Here is a 15,274-nt window from a genome sequence, read left to right as displayed (position 1 = left end):
GGCGCACCACATTCGTCACTGGTCACAGGGCGGGCCGACGGACCTGACAAACACCGTCTTGTTGTGCGACCGGCACCACGACACCGTTCACCACCGCGGCTGGGAAGTCACAATCGCGGCAGACGGAAAACCCGAGTTCCGACCCCCACCATGGTTGGACCCGCAGCGAAGACCCAGACGCAACCAGCACTGGCTCACCCAGACCGCACTGCACCTGCGCTGAGCCACGCCCTACGTCTGCAGGCGGGTGAAGACAGCCCAGGTGAACGGCTGCTCATGCCCAGCCGGGGTCCGATGGATCTCGCGCAGCACGACGCCTGGGCCGAAGTCCGGTCCGAGCAGTTCGGCGAGCCGGGCACCGTCGTAGCGGTGCACCGGGGCTCCGGAGCAGGACGTCGGACCGTCCGGGGCGAACGTCGCAAGCACGACGTGGCTGCTCGGAGCCGTGGCGGCTCGCAGCACCGTCAGGTAGCGAGCGCGGTCGGCCCGCTCGACCAGGAAGTGCAGCATGGCGCGGTCGTGCCAGAGCGCGTATGTCCGCGGTGGCGTCCAGCTCAGCACGTCGGTGGCCACCCAGGCGACCCGGTCGCCGACCAGGCCCAGCCGGCGGCGGGCGATGTCCAACGCGGTGGCCGACAGGTCGACCACGGTCAGATCGCTGTGCCCGGCCGCCAGCAGGCCGTCGACGAGGTTCCCGGCGCCGCCCCCGACATCGACGACGGCGCCGTCGAGCGGCATCCCGAGTTCGGCGACCACCTCGAGCGCGAACGCCGGCTCGGGCCGGTACCAGCTGTTCGTCAGCCCGCTGCTCTCGGCGTAGATGCCGTCCCAGCGCACCGCCGTGTGCTCGTCGGACATCGATACCGCTCCTCCGTCCCGCCCGAGAGCCAACTTCGCCGGGGTGCCTCTCGCGCTACCCGGCTCTTGTACGTACATTTGTACCGAACACGGTCCGGCGGCAACGGAGGGGCAGCGATGATCCTGCAGCAGTACTACCTCGGATGTCTGTCGCAGGCCTCGTACCTGATCGCCGACGAGGTCTCCGGACGCGCCGTGGTCGTCGACCCGCGCCGCGATGTCGGGGAGTACCTGGCCGACGCGGCAGCGGCCGGCCTGACCATCGAGATGGTCGTGTTGACCCACGTCCACGCCGACTTCATCCCCGGGCACACCGAACTGGCCGAACGCACCGGCGCGAGCATCGCCATGGGCGAGACCGCCCCGGTGGAGTTCACCATCCGCCGCCTGGTCGACGGCGAACGCATTCCGTTGGGCGACCCGGCGACCGGCGTCGCGCTGGAGGTCCTGGCCACCCCGGGGCATACCCCGGAGTCGATCACCCTGGCGGTGTTCGAGCACGGCGCCGACCCGGCCCCGCACGCGATCCTGACCGGCGACACGTTGTTCCTCGGCGATGTCGGCCGTCCAGACCTGCTGGGCGCCGCCGGGCGCACCCCCGAGGACATGGCGCGCGACCTGTTCCGGTCGCTGCGGCACAAGATCCTGCCGTTGCCGGATTCCGTCCTCGTCTACCCCGGCCACGGCGCGGGCAGTGCCTGCGGGAAGGCGTTGTCCACCGACACCGTCTCCACGTTGGGCGATCAGCGCCGCAGCAACTACGCGCTGGCACCGATGAGCGAGGACGACTTCGTGTCCGCGGTGACCGCGGGGCTCAACGCGCCGCCGGCGTACTTCGCGGGCGAGGTACAGGTGAACAAGGCCGGGCACGTCCCGTTCGACCCAGACCTGCCGGTACAGCAGATCGACGCGGTGACCGCGGTGCGCCGGGCCGGCGCCGGCTACCTGCTGCTCGATGTGCGCGACGACCAGGCCTTTGCCGCCGCTCACCTGCGGCACGCCGTCAACGTCGGGCTCTCCGGACGGTTCGCCGAGTACGCCGCCGCGGTGCACGCCGACGAGCAGCCGGTGATCCTGTTCGGCTCCCCAGAGGCCTGCGCCGAGGCCCGACTGCGGCTGGCCCGGGTCGGCATCGACCAGGTCACCGCCTTCGTCAGCAACCCGACCGAACTCGACCGGAACCCGGAGCTGGTCGTGCGGTCCAGTCGACTGACGGTCCGTCAGGCTGCCGACCGGATCGCGGCGAGCCCGGACCTGCAGATCCTCGACGTACGCGCCAAGGGCGAGCACGAAGGCGGCGCGCTGCCGGGGGCGGTCAACCTGTGCGTGAGCAACCTGCGGACCAGCCTCGCCGATCTCGACCCGAACCGGCCGGTGCTGGTGCACTGCGCGGGCGGCTACCGGTCGATCGCCGCCGCGAGCCTGCTCGAGGCCCACGGCTTCGGTGATGTCTCCGACCTGCTCGGCGGCTGGACCGCGTGGACCGCGGAGACCCAGCCGGCCTGACTGCGCTCCCGGTTGGGCCCCGCCAACTGACCTAGACTCGGCGCGGCGGTGGAACGGACGGCACGGGTGAGGTGGGTGTGGCGGCGCGACGCGGTCCGCGGCTCCCGGACAACGACAGCGGGGTGCCGCTGTGGCAGCAGGTCGAGACCGATCTGCGGCGCCGCATCACCGCCGGTGAGTTCGCCGTCACTTTTCCCGGCGAGCACGACCTCACCGAGCAGTACGGGGTCAGTCGGCACACGATCCGCGAATCGTTGCGCCGATTGCGCGCCGACGAGACGGTCGTCTCGGCCCGCGGCCGGGGCACCTCGGTGCGCCCACCGTCCATCGACCAACCACTGGGCACGATGTACTCGCTCTTCCGCTCGGTCGAGGCGGCCGGGTTGGAGCAGATCAGCCAGGTGCGGATGCTCGACGTGCGCCGCGAACCCGACGTCGCCGCGCGGCTGGGCCACCAGCCGGACGTCGAGTTCGTCTTCCTCGAACGGCTCCGGTTGGCCGACGGGGAACCGCTCGCGGTCGACCAGGCGTGGCTCGTGCGCTCGCTCGCGGAACCGTTGCTGGCCGGCGAGTTCGGGCACTCCGGCATCTACGACGAGCTGTCCCGGCTGACCGGCAAGCGGCTGACCGGCGGCCGCGAGACCATCCGGGCGACGATCCCGGACCAGCCGACCCGCAAGCTCCTCGGGATGGCCGCCGGCACCGCGGTCCTGGCGGTGGAGCGCATCGGCTGCCTGGGCGACGCGCCGGTCGAGTTCCGCCGGAGCATCATCCGTGGCGACCGGTTCGCGATGACCACGGAGTGGCCCGGCTCGGAGCGCTACCGGATCGACGTCACCGGGATGGGCGCGCGCTGACCCTTGACCGGGTGTGCCCCTGGCCCGATCGGACGGGGAAGTTTTGGCACGTTCGGCTGATGTCTGCCCGATCCGGCCGTGTGAGGGTGGAAATCGACCACTGATCGCACTGGGGGGTACGCGGTGGCTGCGCGGTTGTTCTCGATCGGGCTCTGCGTCGGGCTCACAGTGTTCGCTGCATCGGCAGCCGCGCCGGCCGAAGCGGCCACCGTCTCGGCCCCACCTGGCTCGGTGGGCTACGACATCTCCTTCCCGCAGTGCACGTCCGCGACGGCTGCCTCGCCGGTCCCGTCCGGTGCGACGTTCTCGATCCTCGGCGTCACCGCGGGCAAGCCGTTCAACTACTACAGCTGCCTCGGGACCTGGTACCAGCAGGCGGCCGCGGCGGGCGTCACGCCCGGGCTGTACGTCAACACCGCGAACCCGGGGCCGTCGGCTCAGAACGCCAACTGGCCACCGCCAGGAACGTTGCCGCCGGCCGCTTGCGCCACTACGAGCCCGGACGACTCCGGTTGCGCCTACGACTACGGCTACGCCGCCGGCCAGAACGCCGTCGCCGGGGCCAAGAACCGCGCCGGCGATGCCGTGACCACCGGCATCTGGTGGCTGGACGTCGAGGTCGGCGGCAACACCTGGGCCCCGGCCGGCGCGGCCATCACCTCCGGTTCCGCGGCCGACAAAGTCTCGAACGCCGCAGTCCTGCAGGGCGAGATGGACGGGCTCTACGCGGCCGGTGTCGCGCAGGTCGGCATCTACTCGACCGGGCTGCAGTGGCAGGAGATCACCGGCGGCTACAACTCCGCCGACGCCGCTTCCTACGAGCGGGCCTGGAATCTGACGCCCAATCACCCGATGTCGAAGGCCCCGCTCTGGGTCCCGACCGGGAGCTTCGACGAGTACCAGGCCTACCGGGCCTGTGCACAGTCGTTCACCGGTGCACCGGCCCTGCTGGCCCAGTACCTCGTCCGCCCGACCCCGTCCACGGCGTTGGACGCCGACCTGGTGTGCGGCGGAGCGGTGCCGGTGAGCATCGCCGGTGCGCCGCGCAGCCCCGTCGCCAAGGCAGGCAAGAAACGGGGCAGCGTCAGCCTGAGTTGGCAGGCTCCGACGTCCACCGGCGGCGAGCCGATCACCGGGTACTTGATCTATCGCGGCACCTCGGGCGGCCATCTGTCGGCGTACCAGACGGTCGCCTGCACCACCGCCTCCTGCTCGTGGACGGACTCGAGCGCGAAGCACGGGAAGCGCTACTACTACAAGGTCGCCGCAGTGACCGAGGTCGGGACCGGCCACCAGTCGACCTACGTCACCACCAAGGGGAAGTGACCGGCTGGATCCGAACCGTCGCGTATGCGGACTGACGGGTCAAACCTGGCCAAACCGGTGCACGGATCGAATCCGGACCAGCTACCGTCAACCCGGTATCGACCGGGAACTTCCGGTTTTCGTACAGCCGTCCCGGGGGAGCTCATGACGCGTCACGTCGGCCGGAGCGGTTCCGCGTCGTTCGTGCCAGGTCGCCGGGTCGTGCTCGTCTGGGCACTGGTGATGCTGCTCGGGACGACGGCGGCGGTCGGTCACTCAGGTGGCCGCGCCCAGGCGTCCGGGTCGGCCCCGACCCAGAAAGTGTGCCCGGTGAAGCCGCAGCCGGGCCACTTCACCTGCTTCGCGCGGCGCCGAACCGACATCCGCAAGCGCTCGGCGGTGGAGGGGGTCCTGCCGCAGGTGGTCGACCCCCAGCAGGGCTACGGTCCCTCGGACATCCAGTCCGCCTACAACATCCCGGTCGATCAAGGCGCCGGCGCGACGGTGGCGATCATCGACTCGTTCGACGATCCCGACGCCGAGAGCGACCTGGCCACCTACCGGACCAACTACAGCCTGCCGGCCTGCGGGAGCGGCTGCTTCCGCAAGGTCGGCCAGACCGGAGGGAAGCTCCCAGGCGCCGACATCAGCGGCTGGGCGACGGAGATCATGCTCGACCTGGACATGGTTTCGGCCGCCTGCCCGCTCTGCCACATCCTCCTGGTCGAGGCCGATGACGACTCGGTGGCCAACTTGGCAATCGCGGCGAAGTGGGCCGCCGGTCAGCCTGGGGTCCACGCCGTCTCCAACAGCTACGGCGGCCCGGAAAGCGCCGGCGACTCCAGCACCGGGGCCACGTACTTTGCCCACCCGAACGTCGCCATGGTCGCCGCGGCCGGCGACGGCGGTTACGGCGTCGAGTTCCCGGCGGCCTCCCCGTACACCATCGCGGTGGGCGGCACCTCCCTGCAGGCGTGCGGCGGCAACACCGGCAAGGGGTGCATCAACAGCCAGCGGCTCTGGAACGAGACCGTCTGGAACGACCTCAGCACTGGTCAGGGCGCCACCGGCAGCGGCTGCTCGGCCTACGAGCCGAAGCCTGCCTGGCAGCACGACTCCTGCACGTCGCGAACCGTGGCGGACGTGTCCGCGGTGGCCGACCCGAACCCTGGCGTATCGATCTACGACACCTGGGGCAGCGTCGAGAGCAACTCGACCGACAACCCGTGGAATGTGCTCGGCGGGACCAGCGCGGCGGCACCGATCATCGCGGCGATGATCGCCGAGGCCAACGTCTCCAACCCGTCGGCGTCCTACGCCTACGTCGCCGCCAACTCGACCGGGTTGAACAACATCACTTCCGGCACGAACAGCCCGACCTCCTGCACCCCCACCTACTTGTGCACGGCCGGGGTCGGTTACAACGGCCCCACCGGACAGGGCACGCCCTACGGTCTGCTCGCCCTCGGCGGGTCCGGCACGACCCCGTACCCGTTGAACGTCGGCGCGTGCCCGTCCGGGAATGTGTTGACCAACCCGGGATTCGAGTCCGGCAGCAAAGGCTGGACGGTGTCCTCCGGGGTCATCGGCGCGCACAAGGGGAGCGCCTCGCCGCACGGCGGCAAGGACTCGGCCTGGCTCGACGGGAACGGGAAGAGCACCACCGACACGCTCTCGCAGAAGGTCGGGTTCTCCGCGGCTTGCCGCTACGCGACCGTGTCGTTCTGGTTGAAGATCAACACCAAGGAGACCAGCTCGACGGCCAAGCACGACACGATGGTTGTCACGCTCGGGGCGGCGCCGATCGGCACCTGGTCGAACACCCAGCACAGCCGCTACGCGAAATACCTGCACGTGACGGTGCGGGTGAACCTCCCGCTGGACACCTACAACGCCTATACCGGAGGGACCCTGCGGTTCGTCGGCAAGGAGAACAGCTCCAAGCAGACGTCGTTCATCATCGACGATGTCATGATCACGCTGAGCTGAGGGTCGACGGCGAGAGGTACGCTCGGGAAATTGGGCGCCGACCGCTGGAGGGCACCAGATGACGACCACCACCGAGCAGACCGTGGCGAACGCGGCACTGACCGACGTGACCGGGAAACGCCTCGACATGCCCACTCCACCGACCTTCGACACCGTCGAGGAGGAGCGGGCGCATCGCAAGGCCAAGTTGGCCGCGGCGTTCCGGATGTTCTCCAGGGCCGGCCTGGACGAGGGCGTGGCCGGGCACATCACCGTGCGCGACCCGGCCGACCCCGAGACGTTCTGGGTCAACCCGTTCGGCATGCACTTCGCGATGATCCGATCCTCGGATCTGGTGCGCGTCGACGCGGACGGCCGGGTCGTCGAGGGCACCCGAGCGGTCAACGGCGCCGCGGTCGCCATCCACTGCGCGGTGCACGCCCACCGGCCGGACGTGCTGGCAGCCGCGCACGCGCACGGCCCTGCGGGCAAGACGTTCTCGGCGTTGGAGATGACCCTGGAGCCAATCACCCAGGACGCCTGCGCCTTCCACGACGACATCGGGTTGCTCGACGAGTACTCCGGGGTGGTGCTCGACGCCGAGGAGGGCCGCCGAGTCGCGCAGGCGCTGGGCGACCACAAAGCGGTGATCCTGCGTAACCACGGGATGCTGACCGTCGGCACCTCCGTCGACGCGGCCGCCTGGTGGTTCCTGACCCTCGAGCGCTCCGCGCAGTGCCAGCTGACGGCGTACGCCGCGGCTGCCGGGTTGGGCGCGAAGCCGCGGCTGATCGAGCCCGAGGTTGCGTTGCTGACGCGGAGTCAGATCGGCCACGAGTTCGCCGGCTGGTTCCAGTTCCAGCCGATCTGGGAGCGGATCAGCCGCGAGCAGCCCGAGATCTTCGACTGATCGGTCAGAGCGCGACGATCGTCTTCCCCAGGTTGTCGCCGCGCAGCACCCGGCGCAGGGCCTCGGGTGCGCGGTCGAGGCCGTCCACGACATCCTCCCGGTGCCGTAGCCGGCCCTGCCCCACCCAGGCCCGCAGCCGCCCGAGGGCCTCCGGATAGCGGGCCGTGTAGTCCATCACGATGAAGCCCTGCATCCGGCCGCGCTTGCGGATCAGTTGGCGGTACTGGGCCGGCCCCGCGCCCCACGAGTTGTCGTTGTAGGCCGAGATCGCGCCGCACAGCACGATCCGCCCGCCGATGTTCAGCCGCGGCAGCACCACGTCGAGCAGCGGCCCGCCGACGTTGTCGAAGTAGACGTCGATCCCGTCGGGGCAGGCCGTGTCCAGCCGCTCCGGCAGATCGGCGACCCGGTAGTCGACCGCGGTGTCGAAGCCGAGTTCGGTGATCCAGGCCCGTTTGGCCTCGCTGCCCGCCAACCCGACCACCCGGCCGGCACCGGCGATGCGGGCCAGTTGGCCGACCAGCGAACCGGTCGCCCCGGCGGCGGCGGAGACCAGCACGGTCTCTCCCGGCACCGGGCGGCCCACGTCCAGCAGGCCCCAGTACGCAGTCTGGCCGTTCATCCCGAACACCCCGAGCGCGGCCGGCCCGGGTACGTCGGCGGTCACCGGCGTGGCCCGCCGATCCCCGGCGTCGATCACCGCGTAATCCTGCCAGCCGAGCATGCCGGTAACCCGGTCGCCGACGGTGTACAGGTCCGAGCGCGACCCGATGACCTCGCCCACGCCGAGGCTCAGCATCGGCGCACCGATGCGCGCCCCCACGTCATAGACCCCGCCGGGGTTCATCCACATCCGCTGGGCCGGGTCGATCGACAGGTGCGTGACCCGCACCAGGGCCTCCCCGAACGCGAGCTCCGGCGTCTCCTCGAGCGCCAGCTCGAAGCAGTCGTCGGTGGGCTCCGCGTTCGGGTGCCCGGCGAGCAGGAGCCTGCGGTTCTTCACCCGTTGATCTCGGCCCGGACCAGTTCGGTGGCGGCCACCATCGACGCCAGCTTCTTCTGCGCCACGATCCGCCGCACCGAGGCGATCGAGCAGTCCGTCGAGATGCACACCCGCTCGGCGGGCACCATCGCGATCGTCCCGCGGATCCAGTCGGCGATCCGGGCCACCGGCTCGAGGTTGAGGTTCTTGACGTCGACCGCGCCGATGCCGAGATCCTTGTCGGCCGGCCAGGAGGCCAGAGCCTTGGTGTCCTCGAAGTTGTGGCTGGCCATCTCCAGTTGCAACTGGTCGGCGTGGATGTCGAAGGCCCAGGGGAAGATCTTCGAGCCCATCGCGCCGGAGTCCGGGACCGCGTTCTGGCCCTCCTCGTGGCCGTAGCACATGTGCACGACCTTGTAGAGGTCCACGCCGTCCAGCGCGGTGTTGATGACGTCGAGCATCCAGTCGGCCGGGTCGAGCAGGGCGAACACGATCGGGTATGCCTCGGCGAACTGGATCTGGTCGACGCCGCGGGCCGCCAGGTCCTTGAACTCGGCGTTGTAGGCCCGGGCGTAGGCGGTGGCCAGCGCAGGCAGGTCGTTGTAGTGCTTGTCCGTGCTCAACAGCGCCATGGTCAGCGGGCCGAGGCCGACGTTGATCTTCACGGGCCGGTCGGTGGCGTCCTGCGCGGCCTCGGCCACCGGCTTGAAGATCGGTCGGTGCCAGCCGATCTCGCCGACCACGGTCGGCTTGTAGATCGGCATGTCGTAGACGCCGACCTGGATCCGGTCGCCATAGGGCTGGATCCCGGCGAGCCGGTTCGGCAGGTAGTGGAACAGCTCGGACAGCTCGTAGTCGGTCTCGTTCTCGTAGTGCTGACCACCGTCGGTGACGATGTCGAGCCCGACGCGCTCCTGGTCGCGGACGACCGCGGCGACGGCCGACCGGTACAGCTCACGGGTGCGGAAGCTGGGGAACTCCTGGGCGTCGATGCCGACCTCGAAGACCCGGCCCTGCATGTAGATGGGGCGGGGGTAGGAACCGACCTGAGTCGTCGGGAGCAGGACTTCGCGGCCGCGCAGCTTCATGGGTGCCCTCCAGATCCGGTCTGTGGCCCGGCGAACTCGCCTTATGCGCCATCCTGGCCCGCCGGCTCGCACGCCAGCTTCCGCAGTCCGGGACAAGTCCGGACCTCCGAGTTCCTGTCTCGCCGCTCAAGGACGCGCCCCTCGCCCGGCATACCGTGTGAGCGTCAGTCCCGGAGGCGAGAGGCACAACCATGGGCAGCGACCAGCACAGCAGGGGCAATGAATCGGCCGGCAGAGACATCTGGAACGAGTTCATCCCGCTGGGTGAGTGGGGGCCACTGGTCGACGAGTACCTGGTGGATCCGGCCAAGGGCCCGATCATCAACATCGCGCCGCCGGAGGTCGACGACCGCGAGTACGACGCGATCTTCATCGGCGGCGGCGCCGCAGGGCGCTTCGGGTCGGCCTTCTTGCGAGCTCGCGGCGGGCGCCAGTTGGTGATCGACAAGTGGCCGTTCCTGGGCGGCTCGTGCCCGCACGAGGCCTGCGTGCCGCACCACGTGTTCTCCGAGGCCGCGCGCATGCTCGACTACGCCCGGATCATGAGCAACAAGTACTGGAACGAGGATTACGAGAACGTCAAGAAGCGCGCGTCGATCCTGGAGATCCGCGACGGCTTCCTGCGCACCCGCGGCTCGGCGCACGGGATCATGAACTTCCAGTCCAAAGAGCAGCTGAACATGGAGTACATCCTCAACGCCGAGGCCAAGGTCATCGACAAGAACACCGTGCAGGCCGCCGGGCGGACCTTCAAGTGCAAGAACCTGGTGCTGGCCGTCGGTGCCCGCCCGACCCCGCCGGATGTCCCGGGCACCACGCTGAAGGGCGTCGTCAACTTCCACTCGATGCTCGACCCGGCGTGGCTGGACTTCGAGCCGAACAAGTGCGTCGTGATCGGCGGCGGCAAGACCGCGATCGAGTACGGCTCCTTCTTCCAGGCCACCGGGTGCGGGACGACCATCCTGACGCGTAGTCAGCTCATGCGGACCAAGGGCCTGATCCACGTCGACGAGGACATGCGGCTCTGGGTCGAGAACGCGATGAAGCGGCGCGGCATCGACATCCAGGATGACGTCGAGCCCGTGTCGATCAACGGCGAGAGCCGGGTCGAGTCGGTGACCTACCGGAACATGACGACCAAGCAGGAGTTCACCGTCGACTGCGACATGGTCTTCCTCGGCACCGGTGAGCGCCCGCTGTCCGACCAGTTCGAGGTACTCGGCATGGACCTGGACGAGAAGGGCCACATCATCGTCGATGCCACCATGCAGACCTCCGTGCCCGGCGTCTACGCGTGCGGCGACATGATCCCCGGGCCCCGCGAGATGTTCAAGGCCCGCAAGTCCGGGGTCACCGCCGCCCGCAACATCATGGGCGAGCACATCGAGTACGTCTTCGAGGACTACCCGGACTTCCTGCACTCCACCTACGAAGTGGTCTGGACCGGGCTGTCCGAGGCCGAGGCGCGGGCCCAGTACGCCAACGTCGTGACGATCAAGCTGCCTCCTGACGGGGTCGACCCGAAGGACTGCGCGCTGCCGGTCGGCGACGGCTCGATGTTCTTCGCCCTGGAGGGCAACGGGGAGAACGGGCTGTTGAAGTCGGTGATCGACGCCGACTCGCGCCGGGTGCTCGGCCTGCAGTTCGTCGCATTCGGCGTGCGCAACGCCTTCCAGTACCTGGACTACCTGCTGCGCATGCCGGGCGGTTTCACCGCCGACCAGATGGCGGATGTCAACGAACTGTTCCTCAACGAGGGCTACCCGCAATTGCACCGGCTTCGGGTCGGCGGACCGCTGCGCGACCTCTAGGAGCCGGCGTGGACAGCGGCACGGTGCTGTGGGAGCCGAGCGATGAGCGCATCAAGGATTCGGCGATGCGCGCCTACCTCGACTGGCTCGAGGCCCGCGAGGGCCGGACCTTCGCTGACCACCGGGAGTTCTGGGCCTGGTCGGTGGAGGACATCGAGCGGTTCTGGACCTCGGTCTGGGACTACTTCGAGGTGGCGGCCTCGGCCCCGTACGAACGGGTACTGACGGAGGGTCAGATGCCCGACGTGCGCTGGTTCCCCGGTGCCCGACTGAACTGGGCCGAGCACCTGCTGCGGCTCGGCGAGGCTGAGGCGCTCGCGCTGCTGTGCGTCCGCGAGGGCGACCCGAGGACTCGTGAAGTGACCTGGGGCCGACTGCGGCGCGACGTCGCCGCAGCGGCCGGGTGGCTGCGCCGGGCCGGGGTCGGCCCCGGCGATCGGGTCGCGGCCTACCTGCCCAACACCGAGCATGCGGTCGTCGCCTGCCTGGCCACCGCGGCCGTGGGTGCGGTCTGGGCCTGCTGCTCGCCGGACTTCGGGGCCGAGGGCACCGTCGGGCGGCTGGCTCAGTTGGAGCCGACCCTGCTGATCGCGGTCGACGGTTATCACTGGAACGGCAAGGACGTCGACCGGCGCGATGTCGTGGCCAAGCTGCGGGCGAGCCTGCCGACACTGCGCCACACGGTCCACGTCCCGTACGTCTTCGACGAACCCGGCCCGGCCGACTCGGTGCCCTGGGACGACGTCGTGGCACGCGACGCCGAGCCGCACTTCGAGCAGGTCGACTTCTCGCACCCGCTCTGGGTCCTGTTCACCTCCGGCACCACGGGCCTTCCCAAGGGCTTGGTGCACGGGCACGGCGGAATCGTGCTGGAGAACCTGAAGTGGGCCGGGCTCTATGCCGGGCTGCGGCCCGGCGAGCGGTGCTTCAGCTACACCTCCACCGGCTGGGTCCTGTGGAACATGCTGATCAGTGGGCTCAGCCGCGGCGCGACGATCGTCTGCTACGAGGGCAGCCCAGCCTGGGGAAGTGACAACAGCCCCGACCTGGGCGCGGTCTGGGAGGTGGCCGCGCGGACCCGGGCCGACCTCATGTTCCTCGGCGCGGCATTGGTGACCGCGACCCAGAACGCCGGTGTCGTCCCGCGCGACCGTTACGACCTGTCGCGCCTGCGGACGTTGATGGTCAGCGGTTCGGCGTTGCCCACCGACGGCTACCGGTTCGTGCGCGAATCGATCTCGCCGAGCCTGCGGATGGACTCGACCAGCGGCGGCACCGACGTGTGCACCGGGTTCGTCGGCGGCAACGACCTGCTCGAGGTCCGGGTCGGGGAGATCTCCGGGGCACTGGCCGGCGACGCCGTCGCGGCCTGGGACGACAACGGGAAACCCGTCGTGGACCAGGTCGGTGAGCTCGTGGTGACCCGCCCGATGCCGTCGATGCCGTTGTACCTGTGGAACGACCCGGACGGCGTGCGCTACCGGGAGTCCTATTTCGACACCTGGCCGGGCATCTGGCGCCACGGCGACTGGGTGACCGAGACCGGGCACGGCTCGTTCGTGATCCACGGCCGGTCCGACGCGACGCTGAACCGGGCGGGCGTGCGGCTGGGCAGCAGCGACTTCTACGACGTGGTCGACTCCATGCCCGAGGTGGCCGACTCGTTGGTGGTCGGCGTCGACCTGCCCGGCGGCGGCTACTGGCTCGGGCTGTTCGTGGTGCCCGCGGCCGGGACCGTCGTCGACGACGACCTGCGCGGTCGGATCAGCGCGCTGCTGCGCAGCAAACTGACGCCACGTCATATCCCAGACGAGATCGTCGCCGCGCCCGGGGTCCCGCACACCCTGACCGGAAAACGCCTTGAGGTGCCGGTGAAGAAGCTCATCACCGGAGTGCCGGTCGAGCGGGCGGCGAACATCGCGGCGGTGGACAGCCCGGAAACCCTGCTCTGGTACGCGGATTTCGCATCGAAACGATTCGGCGCAGCTGCCCGACACGAGGAGCGCACGGCATGAGTGGACGACTGGCCGGCCGCAACGCGGTCATCACCGGCGGCGGTTCGGGCATCGGCCGCGCCGCAGCGTTGCGTTTCGCCGCCGAGGGTGCCGCAATCGCCGCCCTGGACCTGAACCTGGAAGCGGCCGCCGAGACCGCCGCACTGGTGGAGAAGGCCGGTGGTCGGGCACTCGCCTTCGAGGCCGACGTGTCGAACGCGGCCGCGGTCGACGCGGCGATCGACGGGGCGGCCGCCGAACTCGGCTCGTTGGACGTGCTTTTCAACAACGCCGGGATCTTCAGCCGCGGCTCGGTCGCGGTCGCCGAGGAGGGCGACTGGGACCGCTGCTTCGCCGTCAACGTCAAGGGTGTGTTCCTGTGCTCGCGGGCCGCGCTGCGACACATGACGCCGGCCGACGGCGCGACCGCGTCCATCGTCAACACCGCCTCGGTCGCGGGCTTGGTGTCGGTTGAGAACGTCGCCGCGTACTGCGCCGCCAAGGGCGCGGTGATCGCGCTGACGCGGTCGATGGCCAACGACCTGGCGCCGCTGCGGGTGCGGGTGAACGCGATCTGCCCGGGCACCGTGCTGACGCCACTGATCGAGAGCCTGGTCGCGATCCGCGGCGGTGGCGACTACGACAAGGGCATGTCGATGACGTTGGAGAAGTACCCGATCGGCCGCCTCGGGAAGGTCGAGGACATCGCGAACCTCGCGCTGTACCTGGCCTCGGAGGAAGCGTCGTTCGTGACCGGGTCGATCATCACCGCGGACGGCGGGATGACCTCACGCTGAGCCGAATCGGCTGCGCAGCCAGGCGATCGACTCGTCCATCGCGGCCCGGCCGAGCTTGAGGATGCCGAAGAAGTTCCAGAAGCCGTGGATGGCGCCCTCGTAGCGGGTGAGGGTGGTGTCGACGCCGGCATTGCGAAGCTCCGCGGCGTAGAACTGCCCGTCGTCGTCGAGCGGGTCGAACTCGGCGGTGATCACCAGCGCCGGCGGCAGCCCGGACAGGTTCTGCGCGAACCCCGGTGAGGCGTCGACCAGCGCCGCGTTCGCCATGTCGTCGCCGAAGTAGTGGTTCATGAACCACTCCATGTCCTTGACCTCGAGGAAGTAGCCCTCGGCGTTGGCCAGCATCGACGCGGTCGGGTCGCCGGACAGGCGGACGGCCGGGTAGACGAGCATCTGGCCGACCAGCGCCGGGCCGCCACGGTCGCGCAGTCGCTGCGCCACGACCGCTGAGAGGTTGCCGCCCGCGCTCTCGCCACCGACCGCCAGCCGCGCCGCGTCGATGTTCAACTCGGCCGCGTTCTGCGCGGTCCAGCGCACCGCGGCCTCGCAGTCATCAGGCGCGGCCGGGTATGCGTGCTCGGGCGCCAGTCGGTAGTCGACCGCGACGACCACGCACCCGGCACCGGCGGCGAGCTCCCGGCAGACCCCGTCGTGGGTCTTGAGGTCGCCGAGCACGAAGCCGCCGCCGTGGAAGAAGCACAACGCGGGGAACGGCCCGGCGCCGGTCGGGGTGTAGATCCGGACCGGGACCTCACCGCCGGGACCGGGGATGCGCCGGTCCTCCGCACCGGCGATCGTTGCGGTGCTCCGGCCACCCATCGTGCACAACATCGCGAGGGCAGCTCGTGCTTGCTCGACGGTCTGCTCGTGGATGGGCTTGCCACCCATCGCCTTGGCCTGGGCCAGCACTCCGGCGATCTGCGCGTCCAGCGGCATGGTCGTTCCCTCTCCCGGATCGGATGCCGCGAGGGTACCGGCGCTGACAAGCGCACCAGCGACGTGGCTCAGCGCAGGTGCAGTGCGGTCTGGACTTCCCAGTGCCTGTTGCGTCCGGGTTTTCGCTGCGAGTCGATCCAGGGTGGTGGGATCAAGTCCGGCCGGCCGTCGGCGGCCATCACGATCTGCCAGCCCTGGTGGTGAATGGTGTCGTGGTGGTGACTGCAGAGCAGCGCCAGATTCTCAAGATCTGTCGGTCCGT

At 69.7% G+C, this 15,274-nt stretch carries 13 protein-coding genes; 8 read left to right on the top strand and 5 right to left on the bottom strand.

Features of this window, described 5'->3' with window-relative positions; all coding sequences use genetic code 11:
- Window positions 1–231 precede the first annotated feature (231 nt).
- Complete coding sequence (locus VHU88_10945; protein HEX3612192.1) at window positions 232–858, bottom strand: class I SAM-dependent methyltransferase; 627 nt, start codon at window positions 856–858, stop codon at window positions 232–234.
- A gap of 117 nt (window positions 859–975) precedes the next feature.
- Here VHU88_10945 and VHU88_10940 point away from each other — a divergent pair, with 117 nt between their 5' ends.
- From VHU88_10940 to VHU88_10920, 5 genes are all read left to right on the top strand, one after another.
- Entirely contained in the window at window positions 976–2,364 is a 1,389-nt protein-coding gene (locus VHU88_10940) for an MBL fold metallo-hydrolase (GenBank protein HEX3612191.1), read from the top strand.
- 77 nt (window positions 2,365–2,441) lie between these two features.
- Window positions 2,442–3,221, top strand: coding sequence for a GntR family transcriptional regulator (locus VHU88_10935; GenBank protein ID HEX3612190.1), 780 nt, complete (start codon window positions 2,442–2,444; stop codon window positions 3,219–3,221).
- A gap of 123 nt (window positions 3,222–3,344) precedes the next feature.
- The gene (locus VHU88_10930; GenBank protein ID HEX3612189.1) at window positions 3,345–4,547 is read left to right on the top strand and encodes a fibronectin type III domain-containing protein; all 1,203 of its coding nucleotides are present in this window, start codon (window positions 3,345–3,347) and stop codon (window positions 4,545–4,547) included.
- 144 nt (window positions 4,548–4,691) lie between these two features.
- Window positions 4,692–6,515: a S8 family serine peptidase gene (locus VHU88_10925; protein ID HEX3612188.1), complete on the top strand. Its 1,824-nt coding sequence runs from the start codon at window positions 4,692–4,694 to the stop codon at window positions 6,513–6,515.
- A 58-nt stretch (window positions 6,516–6,573) separates the two neighbouring features.
- Entirely contained in the window at window positions 6,574–7,404 is an 831-nt protein-coding gene (locus VHU88_10920) for a class II aldolase/adducin family protein (protein HEX3612187.1), read from the top strand.
- Between the two features lie 4 nt (window positions 7,405–7,408).
- Here the strand turns inward: VHU88_10920 and VHU88_10915 are convergent, their stop codons facing one another.
- Window positions 7,409–8,407, bottom strand: a complete 999-nt coding sequence (locus tag VHU88_10915) for an NADP-dependent oxidoreductase (protein ID HEX3612186.1) — start codon at window positions 8,405–8,407, stop codon at window positions 7,409–7,411.
- Entirely contained in the window at window positions 8,404–9,474 is a 1,071-nt protein-coding gene (locus VHU88_10910) for a hypothetical protein (protein ID HEX3612185.1), read from the bottom strand. Before VHU88_10910 ends, VHU88_10915 begins: the two co-directional genes overlap by 4 nt.
- Window positions 9,475–9,665: 191 nt before the next feature.
- Between VHU88_10910 and VHU88_10905 the strand changes: the two genes are divergently transcribed.
- From VHU88_10905 to VHU88_10895, 3 genes are read left to right on the top strand one after another with little or no spacing between them, the layout of a single operon-like run.
- A complete protein-coding gene (locus tag VHU88_10905; protein ID HEX3612184.1) occupies window positions 9,666–11,285 on the top strand; it encodes an NAD(P)/FAD-dependent oxidoreductase in 1,620 nt (539 codons plus the stop codon).
- 8 nt (window positions 11,286–11,293) lie between these two features.
- A complete protein-coding gene (locus VHU88_10900) occupies window positions 11,294–13,300 on the top strand; it encodes an acetoacetate--CoA ligase (GenBank protein HEX3612183.1) in 2,007 nt (668 codons plus the stop codon).
- Complete coding sequence (locus VHU88_10895; GenBank protein ID HEX3612182.1) at window positions 13,297–14,076, top strand: glucose 1-dehydrogenase; 780 nt, start codon at window positions 13,297–13,299, stop codon at window positions 14,074–14,076. The genes VHU88_10900 and VHU88_10895 overlap by 4 nt, the downstream gene beginning before the upstream one ends.
- On the opposite strand, the gene VHU88_10890 is transcribed toward VHU88_10895, so the two are convergent.
- Both VHU88_10890 and VHU88_10885 read right to left on the bottom strand, forming a co-directional pair.
- Complete coding sequence (locus tag VHU88_10890) at window positions 14,068–15,012, bottom strand: alpha/beta hydrolase (protein ID HEX3612181.1); 945 nt, start codon at window positions 15,010–15,012, stop codon at window positions 14,068–14,070. The genes VHU88_10895 and VHU88_10890 overlap by 9 nt on opposite strands.
- Before the next feature lie 68 nt (window positions 15,013–15,080).
- A partial coding sequence (locus VHU88_10885; protein ID HEX3612180.1) for a hypothetical protein occupies window positions 15,081–15,274 on the bottom strand: 194 nt, incomplete at its 5' end.

The sequence above is a fragment of the Sporichthyaceae bacterium genome (genome assembly GCA_036269075.1).
Classification (GTDB): Bacteria; Actinomycetota; Actinomycetes; order Sporichthyales; family Sporichthyaceae; genus DASQPJ01.
This window is presented reverse-complemented; position numbering and strand designations above follow the sequence as displayed.